The sequence below is a fragment of the Clostridium sp. MD294 genome (genome assembly GCF_000364165.2).
Taxonomy (GTDB): domain Bacteria; phylum Bacillota; class Clostridia; order Lachnospirales; family Anaerotignaceae; genus Coprocola.
In genome coordinates, this window is record NZ_CP097810.1 from 822,506 (window position 1) to 845,234 (window position 22,729).

22 protein-coding genes are annotated in these 22,729 nt (G+C 28.8%); 11 read left to right on the forward strand and 11 right to left on the reverse strand.

Annotated features, from left to right (window positions below):
* The first annotated feature begins 155 nt into the window (after positions 1 to 155).
* Together C820_RS03955 and C820_RS03960 are read left to right on the forward strand one after the other, a co-directional pair.
* Positions 156 to 1,367: a DUF819 family protein gene (locus C820_RS03955; protein WP_004038124.1), complete on the forward strand. Its 1,212-nt coding sequence runs from the start codon at positions 156 to 158 to the stop codon at positions 1,365 to 1,367.
* Positions 1,368 to 1,434: 67 nt separating this feature from the next.
* Positions 1,435 to 2,409: a dipeptidase gene (locus C820_RS03960; RefSeq protein ID WP_004038122.1), complete on the forward strand. Its 975-nt coding sequence runs from the start codon at positions 1,435 to 1,437 to the stop codon at positions 2,407 to 2,409.
* Between the two features lie 90 nt (positions 2,410 to 2,499).
* Here C820_RS03960 and C820_RS03965 read toward each other — a convergent pair whose 3' ends face one another.
* The 4 genes from C820_RS03965 to C820_RS03980 all read right to left on the reverse strand — a co-directional run bounded on the left by C820_RS03965 (position 2,500) and on the right by C820_RS03980 (position 5,994).
* Positions 2,500 to 3,573 (reverse strand): tetratricopeptide repeat-containing glycosyltransferase family 2 protein, encoded by a 1,074-nt coding sequence (locus C820_RS03965; RefSeq protein WP_004038119.1) that lies wholly within the window; start codon positions 3,571 to 3,573, stop codon positions 2,500 to 2,502.
* Between the two features lie 109 nt (positions 3,574 to 3,682).
* On the reverse strand, positions 3,683 to 4,222 hold the full coding sequence (locus tag C820_RS03970) for a class I SAM-dependent methyltransferase (RefSeq protein ID WP_162213090.1): 540 nt from the start codon (positions 4,220 to 4,222) through the stop codon (positions 3,683 to 3,685).
* A 14-nt stretch (positions 4,223 to 4,236) separates the two neighbouring features.
* On the reverse strand, positions 4,237 to 5,025 hold the full coding sequence (locus tag C820_RS03975) for a hypothetical protein (RefSeq protein ID WP_162213089.1): 789 nt from the start codon (positions 5,023 to 5,025) through the stop codon (positions 4,237 to 4,239).
* Positions 5,026 to 5,094: 69 nt separating this feature from the next.
* Positions 5,095 to 5,994, reverse strand: a complete 900-nt coding sequence (locus C820_RS03980; RefSeq protein WP_004038103.1) for a DUF4097 family beta strand repeat-containing protein — start codon at positions 5,992 to 5,994, stop codon at positions 5,095 to 5,097.
* Between the two features lie 193 nt (positions 5,995 to 6,187).
* On the opposite strand from C820_RS03980, the gene C820_RS03985 reads away from it, so the two are divergent.
* The 4 genes from C820_RS03985 to C820_RS04000 all read left to right on the forward strand — a co-directional run bounded on the left by C820_RS03985 (position 6,188) and on the right by C820_RS04000 (position 12,360).
* Positions 6,188 to 8,326 carry an SGNH/GDSL hydrolase family protein gene (locus C820_RS03985; protein ID WP_004038102.1) on the forward strand — a complete coding sequence of 713 codons (2,139 nt, stop codon included), beginning with the start codon at positions 6,188 to 6,190 and terminating at the stop codon, positions 8,324 to 8,326.
* 134 nt (positions 8,327 to 8,460) lie between these two features.
* The gene (locus C820_RS03990) at positions 8,461 to 9,402 is read left to right on the forward strand and encodes an alpha/beta fold hydrolase (protein WP_004038101.1); all 942 of its coding nucleotides are present in this window, start codon (positions 8,461 to 8,463) and stop codon (positions 9,400 to 9,402) included.
* Positions 9,403 to 9,563: 161 nt separating this feature from the next.
* Positions 9,564 to 9,917: an ArsR/SmtB family transcription factor gene (locus tag C820_RS03995; protein ID WP_004038100.1), complete on the forward strand. Its 354-nt coding sequence runs from the start codon at positions 9,564 to 9,566 to the stop codon at positions 9,915 to 9,917.
* Between the two features lie 97 nt (positions 9,918 to 10,014).
* A complete protein-coding gene (locus C820_RS04000) occupies positions 10,015 to 12,360 on the forward strand; it encodes a heavy metal translocating P-type ATPase (protein ID WP_004038098.1) in 2,346 nt (781 codons plus the stop codon).
* A gap of 128 nt (positions 12,361 to 12,488) precedes the next feature.
* Here C820_RS04000 and C820_RS04005 read toward each other — a convergent pair whose 3' ends face one another.
* The 5 genes from C820_RS04005 to C820_RS04025 form a co-directional block, all read right to left on the reverse strand.
* Positions 12,489 to 13,052: a uracil-DNA glycosylase gene (locus C820_RS04005; protein WP_156801465.1), complete on the reverse strand. Its 564-nt coding sequence runs from the start codon at positions 13,050 to 13,052 to the stop codon at positions 12,489 to 12,491.
* A 101-nt stretch (positions 13,053 to 13,153) separates the two neighbouring features.
* Positions 13,154 to 14,263, reverse strand: coding sequence for a rhomboid family intramembrane serine protease (locus tag C820_RS04010; protein WP_004038094.1), 1,110 nt, complete (start codon positions 14,261 to 14,263; stop codon positions 13,154 to 13,156).
* Positions 14,264 to 14,542: 279 nt separating this feature from the next.
* Positions 14,543 to 14,791 (reverse strand): pro-sigmaK processing inhibitor BofA family protein, encoded by a 249-nt coding sequence (locus C820_RS04015; RefSeq protein WP_004038092.1) that lies wholly within the window; start codon positions 14,789 to 14,791, stop codon positions 14,543 to 14,545.
* Positions 14,792 to 15,032: 241 nt separating this feature from the next.
* Positions 15,033 to 15,266: a DUF2508 family protein gene (locus C820_RS04020; protein ID WP_004038090.1), complete on the reverse strand. Its 234-nt coding sequence runs from the start codon at positions 15,264 to 15,266 to the stop codon at positions 15,033 to 15,035.
* A 100-nt stretch (positions 15,267 to 15,366) separates the two neighbouring features.
* A complete protein-coding gene (locus C820_RS04025; protein WP_004038088.1) occupies positions 15,367 to 15,969 on the reverse strand; it encodes a hypothetical protein in 603 nt (200 codons plus the stop codon).
* 131 nt (positions 15,970 to 16,100) lie between these two features.
* On the opposite strand from C820_RS04025, the gene C820_RS04030 reads away from it, so the two are divergent.
* The 4 genes from C820_RS04030 (at position 16,101) to C820_RS04045 (ending at position 20,194) form a co-directional block, all read left to right on the forward strand.
* Positions 16,101 to 17,009: a hypothetical protein gene (locus tag C820_RS04030; RefSeq protein ID WP_004038086.1), complete on the forward strand. Its 909-nt coding sequence runs from the start codon at positions 16,101 to 16,103 to the stop codon at positions 17,007 to 17,009.
* 180 nt (positions 17,010 to 17,189) lie between these two features.
* Positions 17,190 to 17,666, forward strand: coding sequence for a transcription elongation factor GreA (greA, locus tag C820_RS04035; RefSeq protein ID WP_004038085.1), 477 nt, complete (start codon positions 17,190 to 17,192; stop codon positions 17,664 to 17,666).
* A 38-nt stretch (positions 17,667 to 17,704) separates the two neighbouring features.
* The gene (lysS, locus tag C820_RS04040) at positions 17,705 to 19,219 is read left to right on the forward strand and encodes a lysine--tRNA ligase (RefSeq protein WP_004038083.1); all 1,515 of its coding nucleotides are present in this window, start codon (positions 17,705 to 17,707) and stop codon (positions 19,217 to 19,219) included.
* 123 nt (positions 19,220 to 19,342) lie between these two features.
* Positions 19,343 to 20,194, forward strand: coding sequence for a MerR family transcriptional regulator (locus C820_RS04045; RefSeq protein WP_004038081.1), 852 nt, complete (start codon positions 19,343 to 19,345; stop codon positions 20,192 to 20,194).
* An 85-nt stretch (positions 20,195 to 20,279) separates the two neighbouring features.
* Here the strand turns inward: C820_RS04045 and C820_RS04050 are convergent, their stop codons facing one another.
* Both C820_RS04050 and C820_RS04055 read right to left on the reverse strand, forming a co-directional pair.
* The gene (locus C820_RS04050) at positions 20,280 to 21,065 is read right to left on the reverse strand and encodes a hypothetical protein (RefSeq protein WP_004038079.1); all 786 of its coding nucleotides are present in this window, start codon (positions 21,063 to 21,065) and stop codon (positions 20,280 to 20,282) included.
* A complete protein-coding gene (locus tag C820_RS04055) occupies positions 21,049 to 21,618 on the reverse strand; it encodes an RNA polymerase sigma factor (RefSeq protein WP_004038078.1) in 570 nt (189 codons plus the stop codon). Before C820_RS04055 ends, C820_RS04050 begins: the two co-directional genes overlap by 17 nt.
* 271 nt (positions 21,619 to 21,889) lie before the next feature.
* Between C820_RS04055 and hdhA the strand changes: the two genes are divergently transcribed.
* Positions 21,890 to 22,690 (forward strand): 7alpha-hydroxysteroid dehydrogenase, encoded by an 801-nt coding sequence (hdhA, locus tag C820_RS04060; RefSeq protein WP_004038076.1) that lies wholly within the window; start codon positions 21,890 to 21,892, stop codon positions 22,688 to 22,690.
* Positions 22,691 to 22,729: the final 39 nt, after the last annotated feature.

A 22,729-nucleotide genomic window follows, 5' to 3' on the forward strand; every position in this document is an offset into this window, starting at 1 on the left:
TAACAATAATAATTTGTACAATTTAATTTGTTTTTTTACAATAAATAAATTATAATTGACAAATTTGCACAATAATATTATCATAAATAATATAAAATTCATCAATTTATTGATGAAAATATATTATATTTAATTTTATTAAAGGAGGAATTTTTATGACTACACCTATTATCAGTCCTGACAATACTTGGGCACTATGGGCAATTATTGTAGGAGGAGCAGCATTAAGCATTATATTGGAACAAAAATATAAGTGGGCAGCAACTGCTTCTGGTGCAATTATAGCGCTCATATTAGCTATGTTGCTGAGCAATACAGGAATTATACCAACAGATGCACCAGCATATGATGCTGTATGGGGTTATGTTGTGCCACTTGCCATACCATTACTTTTAATGAAATGCGATATTAGAAAAATAGGGAAAGAAAGCGGTGCTATGATGATATTGTTTTTAATAGGTTCTTGTGGTACAGCAGCAGGAACATTTATTGCATATCAAGCATTGAAAAACAATATACCTGAATTAGCAGGTATTTCTGCTATGATGACAGGTACTTATATAGGTGGTACTGTTAATTTTGCAGCATTAGCTGGTTCCTTTGAAGTTTCTGGAGCAATGGTTTCTTCTGCAACAGTTGCAGATAATCTTTTAATGGCAATATATTTCTTTGTATTAATATCAATACCATCTATTACATTTTTTAGAAAACATTTTAAACATCCTTATGTTGACAATATGGAAAAATTACAATCAGAGGGTGGAAATCAAAATGTAGCATCATCTTATTGGAAGCCAAAAGAAATTGGATTGAAAGATATTACTTGTGCAGCAGCAGCAGGATTTATTATTGTTGCAATTTCAAGAGAATTATCGGCATTTTTTGCTTCTACTATTCCAACAACAAATGTACTTTTAAATATAATAAATGGTTTGTTGGGCAACCAATATTTGATTATTACAACAGTTTCAATGATTTGTGCAAGTGCATTTCCTAAAATTTTTGGTGAAATTGCAGGTACACAAGAAATAGGTACATTTTTAATTTATTTATTTTTCTTTGTAATTGGTGTTCCTGCTTCTCTTATGGAAATTATAAGAAATTCTCCATTACTTTTAGTATTTTGTGCAATTATAGTTGCAGTTAATATGTTAGTAGTATTTGTATTTGGAAAATTATTAAAATTTAATTTAGAAGATATTATATTAGCCTCTAATGCAAATATTGGAGGTCCTACAACAGCTGTTGCTATGGCTATTTCAAAAGGTTGGGTAGAATTAGTAGGCCCTATTATGCTTGTTGGTACAATGGGTTATGTTATAGGTACATATTTTGGTACTTTTATAGGTACTATTTTAGGGGCATAATGATAAATGCAAACTGGAATACATAATATTAAATAATATATATTTCATAATGAAAGAGGGATATAGTATGGTATTTGATGCACATTCTGATATTTGGACAGATGTTACAATACGTTCTCTAAAAGGAGAAAGTGATATTTTCAGTAAATATCATTTAGAAAGATTGAAAAAAGGTGAAATTGAGGGAAGCATTTTTGTAATATGGATTGACCCTCCTCACGCTGCAACACGTCCTTACGAAAGATTTTTAGAAATTGCAGAAGCGGTTAAAAAAGAAATTGCTGTAAGTAAAGATTTTGTAGTTGTAAAAAGCTATGAAGATATTCAAAAAGCAATCGCACAAAATAAATTTTATGTTATTATTGGTGCAGAGGGATTAAGTTCTATAGGTGAAAATTTAGATTTGATTGATACATATTATGATTTAGGAGCAAGACACGCTATGCTAACATGGAATGAACAAAATGCTCTTGCTACAGGAGCAAAAGGTGATGCAACAAGAGGACTTACAGAACTAGGTAAAAAAGCAGTTAAAAAAATGATTGATAAAAAGATGATAATTGATGTATCTCATTTGAATGAAAAATCATTTTGGGACTTAACAGAAATGGTAGAAGGGCCAGTGATTGCTTCTCATTCCAATACAAAAGCACTGTGTAATGTAGCAAGAAATCTTTCTGATGAACAACTTTTAAAAATGAGGGATTTAGATGCAGTAATTGGTGTAAATGCTTTCAATGAATTTGTGCACAATGATACTATACAACAAAATATTGATAATTTTATAAAACATGCTGTTTATATTGCAGATAAAATAGGAGCAGAACATGTAGGGTGTGGATTTGACTTCTTTGAATTTTTACCATCAGAAACATCAAATTCTTTTATTAGTCAACAAATATCTTGTACAAAAGGACTAGAAAATAGTTCTAAGGTTCCAGATTTTGTTAAAAAATTAAAAGAAGTAGGTTTTACAGAAAAAGAGGTAGAAGGAATTTGTTATAAAAACTTTCATAGAGTAATCAAAAAAGTGCTAGGATAATAAAAATAATATTGTAGTAAAATATGATATTTAGTTAAAAAATCAGCGAAAATAATTATTTTCGCTGATTTTTTGCAACAGCAATAAAGTTTAAAATCCTTTACTTTTAAAATAGTTTTCGTTTTGTAATACAGCAGCGTCATTTGGCTTATATTGTTTTGCTTTTTGATTATACATAGCAGCTGTTTGATATTCTCCTAATTTATCATAACAAACACAGAGTTGTAAATAAGGGATATAATTATAGCAGTCTGTAGTAAAAAATCCTCCTGAAGAAATATCTGGTTTTTGATTAGAAGCAGTTTCAAACCAAAATATTGCTGTTTTATATTGTTGACGTTGTAAAAATATTTCTCCTATTTCACAACATACTTCTCCTCTTGGAATGTCATATAAAAAACTGTGATAAAGTGAAAGTAGTGCTTTTTGTTGCTGATTAGTTTGTTTATAACAATTTGCTAAATCAATACAAGCACTAATATTATTTTCTACCCAGCCCTTTTGCTCATATAAAAATTGCTCAAAAAGAGAAATTGCTTCCTCATATCTCTTGTGATAATACAATTCTCTTGCATAATAAAACTGCTGCCTAGGCTCTAGTTTTTGCCCTTTTGAAAGCAATTTTTCAAATATACGTATATTTCTGTCTGGGTCAGAAGAATGTAATTTTTTGTGACTGATTGCAATGCTTGAATATGCTATATTCCCTTTTGGTGGTATCGCTTCATGTACTGCACCAAGCCATTTTAAATCTGGCTTGTTTTTGAGAAGCCTTTCTCTGTAATAAGAATGTATTGCATTGCCGTTTTGGTCAAATGCAACATGATAAAGAAGCATTACAACATCAATATTGTTAGAAAGTGTATTTTTTAATTTTAGAAATTGCTGTTTGTCTTTTTGTTCTATCACATCATCTGCATCTAGCCACAATATATATTCTTTTGTAGCTTTTGAAAAAGAAAAATTACGAGCAGCGGCAAAGTCATCTATCCATTCAAAATAATAAATATTTTGGGTATAACGAGAAGCAATTTCTACAGTTTTATCACAAGAACCTGTATCTACAATAATAATTTCATCTGCAATTTCTTTTACACTTTCTAAGCAGCGTGCTATGACATCTTGTTCATTTTTTACAATCATACAAAGACTTATTGTAACCATAAAAACACCCCATTTATGTTATTACTGCTATGGTATGCAGCAAATAGAAAATGGGGTATGCTATTTATGAAAAAAGTTTATATATTTTATTACTGTTTAAATTATTTTTTTATAAAGTGTGTGATTTTTTTGTAAGTATCAATTCCATAGAACCGTTATATCTATTGCTTACTTGATATTTCTGTATCACAAATCCAACATCATTTGCTAAATTTTCAAATCCTTTTAAATGAAAATAAGTAATGTGTTCAGGTTCTTTCCACATAGCATCTTTAAATTTCATCATCTGAGTAAAAGAACTATTATAATTTGGTGTAGAAAGCCACAAAACACCATTTTCTTTTAAAAGACTATACGCTTTTTCTAATGCAGATTTAGGATTAGTAACGTGTTCTATAATATCCCCCATAGTAATGATGTCATATTTTTTTTCTGACTCAAACTTTAAAAAGTCACATGACCATATAGGAATAGAGAGCATATTTGCAATTTGTTGTGCTCTATCTTGGCGAAGTTCTACAGCATTGGTGTCATAACCCAATTCAATAGCAACGGCTAAAAGTTCTCCTGTACCAATACCCACTTCTAAAAGAGATTTCCCTTTTGCATATTTATGCAGTTCGTTTAGTATGTTACACCAAATGCTCAATGCAGTAGGACGATTTACACAAACGCAACAGAATTGAGAAATATCGGGGGGGGGGCAGTATTGGGCGACATAAGCTCATAATGTTCACATTGCTTCAAAAATTCTTCTGGAAATTTTTGTGTGAATAAATTTCCGCAATTATTGCATTTTATCCATGTTTTAGCAGGTTCAAAAGGATTTTCAAAATCTGCCATAAAATAAGCAAAAGAAGTATAAAAAGCTTTACCTTCTCCTCCGCAAACAGTACAACGGTTGAATGTTCTTTGTTCTGTTTGTTTATAAATGTAGTTTTGATGTGCCTTAAAATTGCTCAATAAATCTGGTTGCTTTTGTATTGCCTTCATAATAACAGTATATGTTTTTTCTGGTAAACTATATCCTGTACGTAATGCAGTATTTACAAGCAAAGAAGTATAATGACTACATTTTTTTCTCTGTTCTATATAATTATATAGAGCATTACCTATTTCAGCTGACAATTCAATATAATTATTTAATGTAATAATTAATTCTGCATCTACTGCTTCTAAAAATACAAATATCCAAAACTGCATTTTTTTATTTGCATTTGGAGAATAAGGAGATTTTAACAAAGGTAATAATTGAGCAGTTTCTTTGATTACAAATTCTTTTTCTTGACAATGGAATGTTATAGAAACATTTTTTAATGCTTCTACAAGTGTTTTTAATTTTTCAATTATATCTGCATTTTTAGTATTTTGCAGAAGTTCATTAGATCTTTGAAATAATAATTTTGAAGTATCTCGAAATTCTAATAAACGGCTGATACTTTTTTCTTCCATAAAATACACACACCTTTCTAATATAAATGTCATAAAACAATATTAGTTTACAAGATATGTGTATATTTGTCAAAATGAATTTGTTTCAGCTTTTTTTAATGTAACAGAACCATTTATACAAACAATATCTAGTAATATGTTTCCATTTTTATATACCTTTTTTTGAGCATTATCTTTTAATGCAAAAGAAGTGCTAAAATTATTATAAGTTTTTACTTTATTTTTATAAAAACTAAAACCATCATTTTCAGGTAATGTTAGTGTAATATTGCCGTTTACTGTTTCAATAGATAATGCAGTAGGAAATACAGTAAAATCAGCATTGATATTGCCATTTACACATTTTAAATGATATTTTTGTGCATTTGTATCAGAGCATAATAAAATATTACCATTTACAGTATTAGAATTAATAAAATTAGCATTGACATTATTTAGTTGTATTTCACCATTTACTGTTTCTGTAATTATAGTATAAAAATCATTGTTTTCTAGATTACAGTTAGCATTGACTGTTTTAAAATAAAATTCTTTGTATTGCTTTTGTGGTAATGCAATATACAAGTCGTGTTCTGTATTGTGATATTGCTGCAATAATTGTTGAATTTCTTTGCTATCTATATTCATGTTATTTTGTGCAGATAAGCTAGAAAGGGAGTTATAATCTTTTATAAAAAGAGTATCATTTTTAATAGAAATACCTGCAACTTCTGTTTCTTTAGGCATAACAAATGCTTTTTCTGTAATGTGAACATTTTCATCTGGAGATTGTGTTACAACAACATTTCCTCTTGCCCAAATAATTTGTATTTTATCAATATTGTCAAATTCTTTTTGTGAAAGTGTCATTTGCGTTACGGTTACTGTTTTTTGTTGTTTTGAAATTGTTTCTGTTTGAGAATAGGCACAAAAAGACCATGCAGTGCTACAACAAAGTATCAGTAAAAGAGATACTATTTTTTTTCTCATATAAAAACCTCCTTATATACTGGTTTTGTTCTGCTTTGTTTTATTATTATACCAAAAATAACAAAATAATAGAAGAAGCAATGACAAAAAATGACTTTACAATATATTCTAAAATGTTGCAGTTGTGATTTTAAAAAGCTTGTACTATAATGAATAATAATACGAAAATATAACATATAAGGGAGGCTTTTTTTTGAAAATTTATAAAAATGTAATTTCTATGTTTATGATATGTACTATTGCAACAACAATTGTTTTTGGACAAACAATAATACAAAATAACATAGCGGCACAACAACAGACAGAGGCATTGCCTTTTTATGAAAAGGGTATTTTTTATATAGAAGGCAAAGCAGTTGTTACAAAATCTTCTACAATATATAATATTAACCCTTATAATCCAGCAACAATAGAAGGATTAGGAGAAAGCGGACAAATAAGACTTTTAGATGAATATGCCACAGTAGATATTCCACTTTCTCAACCATTGTATAAATTATCTGATGGTTATGCAGATAAAATTATTTTTAAAAATGGTGTTTGGGGAATAGAAAGAAATGTTGGAGTAAAAATATTTGATGGTTCGGAAGATTGGCAAAAAGTAAAAGAGGGTAAATTTTACAATAAAAATACAACAATATTTGAATGTACTGCTACTGAAAAAGTACTTGCTCGAAATGGGCTTTGTACTCATTTTGATGTACATTTGTTAAATTCTCAAATGAACAATATATATGATGGCATTTCATTCAGTGAAAACAGACAAAAAATATATATGCGTACTATGAATGTAAAAAATATGTCTACTGTAGAAACATTGGCAGCTTATTTAAAAGCACAATATGATGCTGGAACACCTGTTAAATTTTTGTATGCTTTAGAAGAAAGCAAATTTGAAAAATTTGATGATGAAATGCAAAGTAAATTAAATGCAATAAATTGGCAAAAAGTTGGTTTTGTAGATGCCAGCGTAAAAATAAATACTATACTATCAACACAATTAAATCAAAATTTATTTACTGTAAAACAAACAGGAAATGATGTTATGAATGCGTTTCTTTCTGCTGTAACAGATATTAAAATTTATGGAGAAGCAGACCAAAGTAATTTTTATGTTATGAATATTGCTACAAGCCGAGATACATTAGGATTGTCTATACAAAATGATAATGGTCACCGCTTTTATGGTGAAGTAAGATATGATGAAATTGATTTTTTATCTAATAAACCTACTGAAATACGTTTACAACCAAAAGAAAAAGCACCTGCTACTTCATCTGCTGAAGTGAAAATAAATTTATCAAAATGGAAAGCACCTTCAGAAGGAGTACATGGCTTTGATAGAAATACAACAGGTATTAATGATAATTGCATACAGCAAAAAGAATTGATATTGACAGAATATACACCAGTAGTAGAGGGGGTTGATATTGTACAATATGCTGAGAATGCTTTAATAAATAGTGCTATGGATAATATTGTGCTATTAGAGCAAAATGGAGAGAACAAAAGTACAAAAGAAGGAATTTCTCTTTTAAAACAAAATTCTTCTATGACACTTACATTAGAAAAGGAACAAAATGTAAAAGCTTCTACAGATATTATAAAAGTAAAAAAAGAAGCTGGAGCAGGCAAAGAAAAAACAGTATTGTTTTTGGGAGATAGTTTAATCAATGAAAATATTTATACAAATTGTGTAAAAGAATTGTTTGAAAAAGATGACATGAATATTCATTTGATAGGTACAAGAGGTACAGAAGAAAATAAACATGAAGGACGTGGAGGCTGGTCAGCTTATGATTATTGTAATGAACAGACAAAATATGGTTTTACAAATCCATTTTTGAATAATGGAAAATTTGATTTTGGATATTATATGAAAAGTAATGACTATGCGGGTGTAGATTATGTAGTAATTAGTTTAGGCGTAAATGATTTGAATATTGTAGGACATAATAGCCATAGTGAAATTATAGGGTATTTCAATACGATATTTGACAGCATACATCAATATAATGCCGATATTAAAATTATATTGAATACACCAACAATGCTTTTTTCTACAGAAAGTACAGATGGTGCAAAAAATACTCGTTTGGAGTTTACAAAGACATTAAAACAAGAATATGAAAATAAAGAATATGATGGTGTTTATTTATCTGCAATTTCTATGTCAATTAATCCTTCTATGAATTTTAAATGGATAGAAGAAACAGATAAATCGAAACCTATGAAAGTATCTGATACGACACACCCTAATTTACATGGATATGAAAATATGGCAAAAACAACATATGCTTTTATAAAATATCTAGTAGAACTAGAAAATTAAAAAAGGACAATTTTTGTAAAATATAAACAATAATATTGCTGAAAAAATTGCTATACAAATGAAAATACATTCATATACTATTTTTTAATCAAACTTTTCATTAAAATACTATGATAAAAGAGGAGGAAACTAATATGGTAACAAGAAAAGAATTTACATTTCCTGCAAAAGGAGATGGTCACCCATTATATGGCTGTATTTGGACAGCAGACGGTTTTGTAAAATACAAAGGCATTATACAAATTGCACATGGTATGGAAGAACATATTCTTAGATACGAAAGATTTGCCGCTTTTTTGGCAAAACAAGGATTTGTAGTGTGTGGCAATGACCATACAGGTCATGGTCGTTCTGTAGAGCATTGGGAAGACAGAGGATTTTTTGGAGAAGAAGAAGGAAGTTGGCAATATATCATAGAAGATATGAGATATATTATGGAATTTGTAAAAAAGAAATTTCCCGAATTACCTTATTTTTTAATAGGACATAGTATGGGTTCTTTTTTAGCAAGAGAATTTTGTGTTCATTGGGGAGAAGAATTAGCAGGTACTGTATTTATGGGAACAAGTGGAGGAAGCCCTTTTTTAGACATTGCAATATTACTTAGTAAAGAAGGAGCAAAATTAAAAGGAGTGAAGGCAAGAGGGTATTCTGTAAGTCGTTTAGCATTTGGTGCTTTTAATGTAAAATTTTCTCCTAAAAGAACAAATTATGATTGGCTTTCCAGTGATGAAGATGCAGTAAATCAATTTTTAAATGATGAAAAATGTGGTTTTGTATTTACTTATGCAGGATATAGAGAATTATTTTTATTGTTGAAAAGAGTATCTTCTAAAGAATGGGCAGAAAAATTGCCTAAAAATTTACCAATGCTTTTAATTTCTGGAAAAGATGACCCTGTAGGAGATTATGGCAAAGGTGTTGAAAAAGTATATCACTGGTTGGAAGAAGCAGGTTGTGAAAATATAGAAATGAAGTTATATCAAGGAGGACGTCACGAACTTTTACAGGAAACATTCCAAAAACAAGTATATCGCTTTTTACTTCGCTGGATTTATCAAACATTGGAAAAATAATAACAATATAATAATAAATAAAACAGAGAAAATGAGTTTTTTCTCTGTTTTATTTTGTAAATCATAAATATAAAAAAATATTGACAAAATAAAATAAAAACATTATAATATGAATATACATTCATATATTTATATGAAATAAATAGGAGAGGAGGACATTTATGCAGCAGCAAAAAATGTGTCAATGTCCTGAAGAAGTAGATGTGGAACAAGAACTGCAAAATGATTTTATTCATGATGTTGCAGAATTTTTCAAGGTATTTGGTGATGGTACACGTATTAAATTGTTGCGTTTACTTTTAAATCAAGAACTTTGTGTTGGAGATATTGCAGAGCATTTAAATATGAACCAGTCTGCTGTATCTCATCAACTTCGTGTATTGCGTCAGAATGATTTAGTAAAGTATAGAAAAGAAGGAAAAACGGTGTTTTATTCTTTAGATGATGAACATATTAAAATTGTTTTGGAGCAAGGAATGAGCCATATTTGCCATAAAAAAGGGTATGTGGAATAAATTCTAATTAGGCTGTTGGTATAAAACAGCCTAATATTATAAATTATATATGAATGAGTATTCATAAAAACATTTGATTAAGAAAGAAGGTATTGTTATGGAAAATGTCATCAGAATTAAACTAAAAGGACTAGACTGTCCCCACTGTGCTGAGAAAATAACAGCAGACATTCAAAAATTAGAAAATTTGCAAAATCCTCAAATCAATTTAATCAAACAAGAATTATCTGTGGAAAAAAAAGCAAATTGTTTTACAGAAGTATTGCTTACTCAAATTACTGAAATTGTGCATAAATATGAGCCTGATGTAGAAGTATTTATGGAACAAAACCAAAAAACATTTCAAGTAACATTAAAAGGGCTAGACTGTGCAAATTGTGCAGCAGAAATTGAACAAGGCACAAAAACATTGCCAAAAGTAAAAAATGCTACTGTTAATTTATTAAAACAGCAAATGGAAGTCACAACAGAACAATATACTTCTATAGAGGAATTATTGCAAAGTATTTCAGAAATTGTACACAAACATGAGCCTGATGTTAAGGTTTTCATAGCATCACAAACACAAATTTCTGACACAAAACAATCGGAAAAATCAGAATTTCAAAAAGAATTTCAAAAAACAATCATACGCTTTTGTGTAGGCATTGTATTTTTTGTGGGAGGAGTATTGTTAATAAAACAAAATATTTCTTTTGTACCATTTCTTATTTCTTATATTATATTTGGATATGATGTGTTATGGAGAGCAATCAAAAACATCAAAAAAGGGCAAATTTTTGACGAAAACTTTTTAATGTCTATTTCCACAATAGGAGCGATTTTTTTAGGAGAAATGGCAGAAGCAGTATTTGTTATGTTATTTTATCAAATCGGAGAAACATTCCAATCCTATGCAGTAGACCGTTCCAGAAAATCCATTACGGAACTTATGGACATCAGACCAGACTATGCAAATTTAGTAGTAGGAGAGCAAATAAAAAAAGTAGAACCATCAGAAGTTGCTGTTGGAAATTATATTGTAGTAAAAGCAGGAGAGAAAATACCTTTAGACGGCATTGTAGTAGAAGGCAATGGACAACTAGACACTTCTGCATTAACAGGAGAAGCATTACCAGTAAATGTATCTGTAGGAGAAGAAGTATATAGTGGCAGTTTGAATATCAATGGATTATTTAAAATACAAGTAACTAAAAATTTTGGTAATTCTACTGTTGTAAAAATATTGGAAATGGTAGAAAATGCTACAGCAAAAAAATCAAAAACAGAACAGTTTATTACAAAATTTGCAAGAGTATATACTCCTTTTGTTGTTTGTGCAGCTGCATTACTTGCTATCATACCTCCTTTATTTATAGGTGGAACATTTCAAATGTGGCTAAGCAGAGCATTGATATTCCTTGTTATATCTTGTCCTTGTGCTTTGGTGCTTTCTGTGCCATTAGGATTTTTTTCAGGTATAGGAGAAGCATCAAAAAGGGGAATATTAGTAAAAGGAAGTAACTACATTCATGCTCTAAAAGATGTTGATACAATAGTATTTGATAAAACAGGTACATTAACAAAAGGTGTTTTTGAGGTAGCACAAATAAATACAATAAATAATTACACAGAAAAAATGATACTAGAAATTGCTGCAAAAGCAGAAAAAAATTCCAATCACCCTATTGCAGTTTCTATTACAAAACAATATGAAACAAAATACGGTAAAATAATAGAAGAAATACAAAATTATAAAGAAATTGGTGGGTATGGTGTTTGTTGTCAAATAAATGGTAAACAAGTGTTAGCAGGAAATGAAAAATTAATGAAGCAGTTTTCTATAGAGTATATAGCTTATACAGGTATAGGAAGCATTGTATATATTGCGGAAGATGGCAAATTTATAGGTAGTATTGTTGTTGCAGATACTATAAAACAAAGCAGTAAAAAAGCAATACAAAAATTGAAAGCACTTGGTATTCAAAATACTATTATGCTTACAGGAGATAATGCCATAACAGCAAAACAAATTAGTAAGGAATTAGAATTAAATGAATATTATGCTGAACTTCTACCACAAAATAAAGTAGAAATATTAGAAAAGATATTAAAAAGACAAGATAAAAATAAAGTGATATTTGTTGGTGATGGCATTAACGATGCACCTGTATTAGCAAGGGCGGATATTGGTATTGCAATGGGAGGTATTGGCTCTGATGCAGCTATTGAGGCAGCCGATGTTGTGATTATGAATGATGATATAGGAAAGATAGAAGATGGTATTATTATTTCAAAAAATACAAGCCGTATTGTAAACCAAAATATTGTTTTTGCATTAGCAGTAAAAATGATTGTGCTTGTGTTAGGAGCATTAGGTATTGCAACAATGTGGCTAGCAGTATTTGCTGATGTAGGAGTAGCACTGATTGCGATATTAAATTCTATGAAAAAGAAGATTTAAAATAAAAAGCAGGTAGGTAAAAAATTTCCTACTTGCTTTTTATATATAGTTTTATATGTATTTATTTTTCACAGTGGTAACAAAAGTAACAGTTTTTTTGTAATACTTTTTATTATTATTGTTACCTATTATAAATAAGTTTTTAACACTTGTAAATCATTTTGATATACTTCAGAAAGTGACCTATTATATATAATTGCAGCAGGGTGATATAAAGGGAATAATTGATAACCATCTTTTGTTTTTGTCATAACACCATGCATATCTCCTATACTAGAACTATCATCACCTGTTATTGCTTTTAAAGGAACATTTCCTAATGTAACTATCATATTAGGCTGAATGATTTCCAATTCTTTTTTTAAATAAGGCAAAAAGAAATCAACTTCAGTTTTTTTAGGTGGTCTGTTTACAAAATTTCCTGTTTTGGGGCTAACATTAGTAGGACGAAATTTTACAACATTTGTAATATAAATTTCCTCCCTTTTTAATCCTATTGTTTCTAAAAAAGAAGACAAGTTTTTTCCTGCTTTTCCTACAAAAGGTCTACCCTGTTTTTCCTCATCTCCTCCAGGTGCTTCTCCAACCATACAAATTTTTGCATTTTGTTTTCCTTCTCCAAAAACAATTTTCTTTTCTGCATAGTCTGATTGTAATACTTCTGTTGTTATTTTTTGTTTTAAAATTTCCATTTCTTCCACTTTTCCCACTCCTTTTATACATATCATACACGAGTTATCCACATATCCACAGAGTTATCCACAGAAATATTGTAAATAAAACGCTTTTTTTGTTAATAATACTTTAATATAATAAATGATACCAGACTACCCATGATAAATCCACCAAAATGTCCAAAATAATCTACATTTTGTTGTAGCAATCCTGACAATAAAGCAATAACAACTAAAAGCAGCAATGTCATATAATTCATACCAATACTTTTTTTACCATGATAATAACTATATACAAATACAGCACCCATTAAACCGAATATTGCTCCAGATGCACCTACAGAAACAGCATCATTACACAAAGCACTTAGTATACCACTTCCTATTGCAGAAAAAAAGTAAATGATAGCCATTTTTATTTTACCATATAATAACTCTGTGTGCATACCAAAATAATATAAATAAACACTATTTTGTATTAAGTGCAATATATTTGTATGAATAAAACAATAAGTAATGATACGATAATATTGTTTTATATTAAAAACAGCATAGTGTTCTACACCAAGTGATAAAATAGCACTTTGTTTTAGTCCTAATAAAATCATACCTAAAAATATAAAGCTGTTGATACATAATAAATGAAATGTGAGTAATATATTATTACTTTTTAAAGAAACGATATTTTTTTGTTTTACTTCTATAGCAATTTCAGACAAAGAAGTATGACTTTGGTTTTGGTATTTATTTTCTAAACAATCTAATATCATTTGTTTTATATGTAGTATATTTTGAGGTTGGCTTTTGTGCATTTCAATTGTTTTTTTTGCACAAGAAACATACCACCAGGCATGAAAATACTTTTCTTCTGCAAGTAATTCTTTTTGATTTACAAAATGAATTACTTGTGATATATCAGTACTATTTTTTTGAGATGTTTGTTGTGAAAACTCTCCTATTACAACTGTTAAAGCAATTATTTTAGAACAATGATATAATGTTAAAGAGTTTTGTAACTGTTGTAAATATTTATTCATAAATATTTCATGATTTTGTAATTCTATCTTTTCGCCATTTATAATGGATATAATGTATAATATAGGGCTTTGTTGCTTAAACAGAATAACTCTATTATGTTGCTGTGTTTCTGTTATGTGAAATGCTGTATAAAGTTCAAATTCATTTTCAATAAGTTTTTTTACAAAATTCTGTAAAATAGTATAATACATAAAATTCCTCCTAAAAAAGAAACTCATTGGAACAAGGGAAAATTCCAATGAGTTTCTTCTTTTGAATAAGAATCGGGGTATTCTTATCCATATAAGCATTTAAAAAAGATTAACAAAGCTGTGAAAAGATTTTATAATATTCTTCACATCTTTTGTACATGATTATGATAGCATGGTTTTTTGATTTCGTCAATATATTTTTAAAAAATATGAAATATTTTTTTCATAAAATTATTATTTTATATAATAATATGTCATAATTTAATAATAATACTGCTTTTATAGCAATATACAAAGTAATAAAAGGCCTGCAATTCCAGGAACACCTAAAAGCCCTGTAAATAATACAGTCATATAGTTAATTCCTATAGGAAGCCCTATTGTATGTAATAATACAATTGCAATACAGCCAATCACCGCATTGATAACTGCTTTCAACAAAAATTTAATTGGCTTAGATAGTATAATCAGTGTCATTAATCCTAAACAAGAAAAAATCATTGCTGTAATAATTTGTGTTGAATCCATATGTATTCCTCCTTTTCTATATCTTATAAGCCAAAAGACAATTTAAAACAAAAAACAAAGAAATATATACTAGCAGCGTGTCAAAAAAATAGTATAAATTATCCAAGTTCATTAAATTTTTTGAAAAATTTGAACAAAAAATTTTATAAAAAAAATTAGTATTTTTCATTGTAAAATCAATATTTTTTAAGAGAATAAAATTTTTGCTATCAAGTTTTTTTGACACGCCGCATATTTTATATTAACTGATTTTTTCATATCCTATAGCAATTAAACCAATTTCTTTTGCTATTTTTAAGAAATATTCATATTTTTTATAAAGTGCATTCATTTCATAGATATAACAGTCAATTAAAGTATCATCTGTAGCTTGGTCAAATCGTTTTCTGGCTTCTTCTAGTTTTTGCTTAATTTCTTCTATTACTTCTAATATTTCTTCTCCTTCTTGTGTTAAATGTTGTTTTAGGCTCTCCATGGGACATTCCTCCTTATGGATAGTATAATCAAAATTTTGGTAAATTATGCTTAAAAAAAGAACAATACAATAAGTATTGTTCTTTTTACTATTATTTTATTTATTGTATTGTTTGTGGAACACCTGTAATCATGAATGTAATAGAACCTGCTCCTACTTCATAGTAATAATTTAGATTTCCTACAGTATATTGCTGTGACTGTAATGTATAAAAATCAAAATTAAAAAAATCAAGTGCTTGTCTTAATAATGTGCCATCTATACCGTTTGCATTTGCTCCATTAAAAAAACCTGCTAATATACCTATACTAGCAAAATAATCTAAACTTCCCTGACTATATCCATTTAAAACATATTCTCTAGGTAGTATCAATGCTACAGACTGCAAACGTTGTGTTTGTTTATCTGCAAATATTGCCATTTTTGCTGCACCCCATTCTCCCTGATATAACAGAGTGTCTTCTGCTGTTTCTACTGGACGAAAATTGATTAGTAAAGGCATTTGTAATCCATATTCTACTTCATAACCTTCTAATAGACTGTCATTTAATATTGTAACAAAAATATCACTTCTATCTATTAAAATACTTTGTTCTGGTAATAAATATCCTTTTTGTTCTGAAGCAAATGCTGTAATGGTATTACATAGTAACATAAGTAATACAATAAAAATAGCTATTTTTTTCTTTATATTTTGATACATATATTCCCCTTCCTCTCTATTTTTTTTTATTATAACATACTATTTTTAAAAAGGGAAATATTTCTAGAAAATGTATCTCTTTTGTAACAAAAGAATAAATATAATATAAATTATAATAAGGACGTGATATTATGAAATTTGCAGAAATACAATGTTCTACAAAAATTGAAAGTTTTGGTATACCTAAAATTTTTTTAAAATTGCCTCATTTTATATTAAATTGGTATTTATTGCAGTATCGACCTTTTTGCATAAAAGAAATGAATTTAGCAAATGCAGAAGGATATGAAATAAAAATTTATCAAAATTTGGAACAACAAACAGAAAAACAAATACAAAAACTTTTGTTATTTCTGAAGCAAAAAGAAGTTGCTGTAGTATTAACTGATTGCGATATTATACTGCCTAATAATATAAAAATATGTTATGGAACTATTCTAAATAGCCTTTTAGTATTACAAGCAACACAAAAAGCAATAAAAAGACAACATAAAACATTACAAGAAAGCAGGTTTTTGATTATTGATGGAGAAAATTTTATTACAGATTTGGTATTAGATGTATTATATCCTCATGTTAATTATCTTTCTATTTATACAAATAGACAAGAATATTTTACAAAAAAAACAGAACAAATTTATGAAGACTATGGTTTATGTTTAGAATTTTTTACGGGAGAAAAAAATAAATTATTCGGAACATATAATGTTATCATAAATTGTTCTAATAATATGGATAATTACGACTATAAAATACAAAAAAATGCTTTTTATTTTGATATCATACAAAACAAACCTAAAATGAAAAGATTATTGTCAAGAAGAAATGATTTGTTACTTTCAGATGGATTGTTGTTAAAATGGCAGAACAATACATATTATTCTAAACAGCTAGAAACGATATTTTGTGCAACAGAAAAACACTTTTATTATTTTTTATGTCATGACTATCGTCAACAATCTGCTCAAGAAATTATAGATTTATTACAACAAAAAGAAATTATAATAACAGGACTAACTTGTTTTGAAAAACGAATATAAAAAGAGCTTTATTGTATTTTTGAATGATGAAAATGATTGACAATAAACAAGTGGTGGAGTATAATTTTACAGTAAAAATAGGCAGGTGCATACCTGCCTCTTTTTCAAATAAACAAAATCAATTCTCTTTCAGTATTACTGAAATATTTATTGTAAATATAAAAGGAGTGTATTGTCACTATGGCAGAGAAAAAAGTAATATTGACCTATGAAGGTCTTACAAAAATGGAAAATGAACTAGAAAATTTAAAAACTGTTCGTAGAAAAGAAGTTGCAGAAAAAATAAAAGAAGCAAGAGGACAAGGTGACTTATCTGAAAATGCAGAATATGATGCAGCAAAAGAAGAGCAAGCAGAAATTGAGTCTAGAATTGTTGTATTAGAAAAAATGCTTCGAAATGCAGAGGTAATAGATGATGATGAAGTGAATAATGATATTGTCAATGTTGGCTCTACTGTAAAATTATATGATTTTGAATTTGAAGAAGAAGTAGAATATTCTATTGTTGGCTCTGCTGAAGCAGACCCTATGGATGGCAAAATTTCAAATGAGTCTCCTGTTGGTTTAGGTTTAATTGGGCATAAACTAGGAGAAACAGTTACTATAGAAGCACCTTCAGGAGAATTAAAATTCCGTATAGAAGAAATCAAGAAATAAAATATAACTAAGTAATAAACAAGAGGAGGCAAATTATCGTGACAGATAATACAAAACAAACACAATCAGAACAACCAGAATTGACACAGCAAGAATTGACAGAACAAATTAGAATACGTAGAGAAAAATTAGCACAATTACAGTCAGAAGGGCAAAATCCTTTTGAAAAAACAAAATTTGATGTAACAAAACATAGTGATGAGGTAAAAAAAGAATTTGAAGCATTAGAAAATCAAGATGTTGCCATTGCTGGTCGTTTGATGTCAAAAAGAGTTATGGGGAAAGCGTCCTTTTGTAATATACAAGATAGAAATGGCACAATACAATCTTATGTTAGCAGAAATGATATAGGTGATGAAAATTATGCTGCTTTTAAAAAATTTGATATAGGTGATATAGTAGGTATCAAAGGGTTTGTATTTAAAACTAAAACAGGTGAGATTTCTGTTCATGCAAAAGAAGTAACTCTTCTTTCCAAAAGTTTACAGGTGTTGCCTGAAAAATTTCATGGCTTAAAAGATCAAGAATTGCGTTATCGTCAAAGATATATTGATTTGATTGTTAATCCAGAAGTCAAAGATACTTTTATGAAACGTTCTGCTATTATAAAAGAAATCAGAAATTTCTTGGATAATAGAGGATTTTTGGAAGTAGAAACGCCTGTATTACAATCTATTTCTGGCGGAGCTGCTGCACGTCCTTTTATCACACATCATAACGCTATGGACATTGATATGTATTTAAGGATTGCATTAGAACTGCCTTTAAAACGTTTAATTGTAGGTGGTTTTGAAAGGGTATACGAAATAGGTAGAGTATTCCGTAATGAGGGGATTTCTATTCGTCATAATCCAGAATTTACACTTCTTGAAGTATATCAAGCATTTACAGACTATGAAGGTATGATGGATTTAACAGAAGATTTATTCCGTACTGTAGCACAAAATGTATTAGGCACAACAAAAATACAATATGGTGGACATGAATTAGATTTAGGACAAAAATTTGCACGTATTACTATGATAGATGCAGTAAAACAATATTCTGGAATAGATTTTGACCAAGTAGCAAATACAGAAGAAGCTAAAAAATTAGCAAAAGAACATAACATTGCATTTGAAGATAGACATGAAAAAGGAGATATATTGAGTTTCTTCTTTGAAGAATATGTAGAAAAGAATTTAATACAGCCTACATTTATAATTGATTATCCAATAGAAATTTCTCCATTAAGTAAGAAAAAGGCAGATAAAGCTGGATTTACAGAACGTTTTGAACTGTTTATTGTAGGTAGAGAATATGGTAATGCGTATTCTGAATTAAATGACCCTATTGATCAAAAAGAAAGATTTTTAAAACAAGAAGCACTTCGTGCTGCAGGTGATGAAGAAGCTAATATGATTGATAATGATTTTATTACAGCGTTAGAGTATGGTATGCCTCCAACAGGTGGTTTAGGTATTGGCATTGATAGAATGGTAATGCTTTTGACAGAAGCTGTTTCTATACGTGACGTATTACTTTTTCCTGCTATGAAACCATTAGATAAATAAAAAAGTATAGTTAAATATAGTAAGAAAAAATTCTACCAGTTTGGTAGAATTTTTTTTGTAAAAAAATGCTTGACACTAACGTTACGTAATACTGTAAAGTAATGCAAAAGGGGTTGAAGTAATATGAAAACAGTAAAAGAAATATCAGAAATTACAGGTATCAGTATACGCACATTACATTATTATGATGAAATAGAATTACTTTTACCTACAGAAAAAAGTGAAGCAGGTTATCGGTATTATGATGATAAAGCACTGGAAATATTACAACAGATATTATTTTTTAGAGAATTTGATATTCCGTTAAAAGAGATTAAAGCAATAATAAAAGAGAGTACTCTCGATAAAAATCAAATATTAAAAATGCAGAGAGATATGCTGTTAACAAAAAAGGAACGTATAGAAAAATTAATAGCACAGATAGACAATATACTGAAAGGAGAAAATGATATGGATTTTGCAGTGTTTAATAAAATAGAAATAGAAGAAATGTTTCAAACAATGCTTGATAATATGCCAGAAAATGTAATGCAAAAAGTAATTGAAGAATTTGGGAGCATTGAAAAATGGAAAAAGCATTATATACAAACAGTATCATCAGAAGATATGCAAAAACGTTATGCTAAAGTGGTAGAGTGGTATGGAGGAAAAGACACATTTTTAGATGTGTTAAAGCACCCTATTAGTAAAGAAGTTGCACAAAGTTATAATAAAAGAACAGAGTGTATATTACAAAAATTAATTTCAAAAAGAAATTGTGACATTCATTCTTTTGAAGTAAAAGAAATAGTAGCAGAATATGGCTTTATTATGAAACAGTTTTTGCAAATAAAACAAGAAAAAGAAATTATGTTAGCACAAGCAAAATATTATCGCAATGAAAAAATAAAATCTATGATAGATGAAAAATATAGTAAAGGAGCATCAGAATATTTTGCAGATGCTATAGAGGCATTTTATGCTATAAAACATTGATATAAATAAAGTGCCTGCAATATTTATTGTAGGCACTTTTTCATATGATACATTATATTGATAGGGAGTTTTGTATCATGTAGTATTATTTTGCAATTACTTCTTTTGCCATTTCAATTAAACCTTCTTTGTCAATATCTGCACCTAGTGCTGTCATTTCATAAACAATACCATCTTCTTCCCAGAAAAGAGATTGTATATTCATTTCTTCAATTTCGCTACTGCCGTAAGAGATTTCCAAAGCACCAGCTTTTTGTGCTTCTATATCTTCGTCAGATGGTGTTACATCTGGTGGGAAAAATTTGTACGCTTGTTTATTATAATGACCTTCAATACCATCTAAATCTACTGTTTCATCAAAACCGGAATAGTCGTCACCAATTTCATCGGATACTTGTCTATTTGTAATAGCAATAATTTCTTCTCCTCTTTTGTAATCAAATGTCACTATTTTATGCTCTGCTGTTACTTTGTTAAACTCACTATCTGTACCAGACATTGCACCAACAGAAGCATCTTTAAATACAAAACCATTTGAAAATTCTTCTATAAATTTTGGTGTAAAGTCTACTTTTTTCTGTACTTCTTCTGCTGTTGGTAAGTTGTCCCATTCTCTATAACTGTGACTTGTATAGCCACTTATTTTCATAGCAGCATAACAAGTAAATGACATTACACACAATGCACCTACTACTACAGCAGCTTTTAATTTTTTAGAAGCAAATAAATTCTTTTTCATACTATTTTCCTCCTGTAATTTTATTTTATTTTTGATGTTAAAAAATAATTGTTGGGACGGTTCCATGTTTTTTACTGTTTGCTTTAGTTCTTGTTTTATAAAATCATCTATTCTTTTATCCATTTTTCTCACAAACCCTTCCCTTAAAAAATGCGTCTGCTTTCAACTTTTGATACAGCTTTTTTCTGGCAAAAAATAATCTGGATTTTACAGTACCTTCTAAACTGCCTGTAGCTTTTGCAATTTCTGAAACAGACATTTCATTGTAATAATATAATATTACTGTAATTCTCTGCTTCAAATCTAATTGATTGATAGCTTCCAGTAGTTTTCTTCTTTCTTCTTTTTGCAAAAATGTTTTTTCGGAATCTTCTTCCACACTTTCATCTATTGTTTCAAATAAATTTTCAACAGGTACTGCAATTTTTTCTTTTTTAGCAAATTTCCAGGCTGTCCTTGTCAATATTTTGTAAAACCACGCTTTAAAAGTTGTAGGGTCTTTTAGTTCTTTTATGTGAAGACAGCACTGGACAAATGTTTCTTGTAAAATATCCTCTCCTGTGTAACGATTGCCCGTAATCAGATAAGCTGTTCGCAATGCTGCATTTTTATATTTCTCATATATTATGAAAAAAGCAGTATCATCGCCTTGCTGCATTTTTTTTATCCATTCTAATTCTTCCACGTGCTGCCTCCTTTTGTTTCTTTATTACTTGGTGCACCTATATTTATAAGAGCACCATATTGCTATATTGGTTCAATTTTTTTTAAAATTTTTTTTATAAAAAAAGCAGTATCATTTATTTTAGTTTTTGTATATTTTTTTGTTATTTTGGTGCACCTATATATAAGAGTACATTATTACGATATTGGTTCAAAAATTTTTTATAATATACAAAAACAGTATATACTATAAAAATAAAAGTAATTTACAAAAAGTATAGGAGGATAATGGTATGGCATTATTAAATGAAAAAGTTGCACTTGTTACATCATCTACAAGAGGAATAGGATACCATACTGCAAAAAAATTAGCATCAAAAGGAGCAAAGGTATATTTAGCAGTACGTCGTTTAGACGCTGGTAAAAAAATAGCAGAAGAAATACAACAATGTGGTGACAGTGCAGATGTAGTATATTTTGATGCAGAAAAAGAACAAACATATACTTCTATGATACAAGAAGTATTACAAAAAGAAAATCGCATTGATGTACTTGTAAATAATTTTGGTACAACAGATGTACAAAAAGATTTAGATGTTGTAAGAGGAGATACAGATAAATTTTTTGATATTGTTAATGTTAATATCAAAAGTGTTTATTTACCTTGTAAAGCAGTCATTCCTTATATGGAAAAAAATGGAGGAGGAAGTATTATAAATATTTCTTCTGTAGGAGGAAAATATGCTGATATTTCTCGTACCGCATATGGTGTTTCAAAAGCTGCTATTAATTTTTTGACAAAAGATATTGCTGTACAGTATGCTCATAAAAATATTCGTTGTAATGCTGTTTTACCTGGATTTATTGAAACAGATGCTTCCATGGATAATATGTCACAAGAATTTTTAAATATGTTTTTAAAAACAGTACCACTTGGCAAATCAGGACAACCAGATGATATAGCAAATGCAGTATTATATTTTGCAAGCGATTTGTCTGCTTTTGTCACAGGAGAAATACTTTCCATTTCAGGAGGATTTGGTGTATCTTCTCCTATGTACCCACTGTATAAAGATATGATGAAAAAAGGCTAAAAAAATGTCTGTACTGCTATAAAAATGGTAGTACAGACA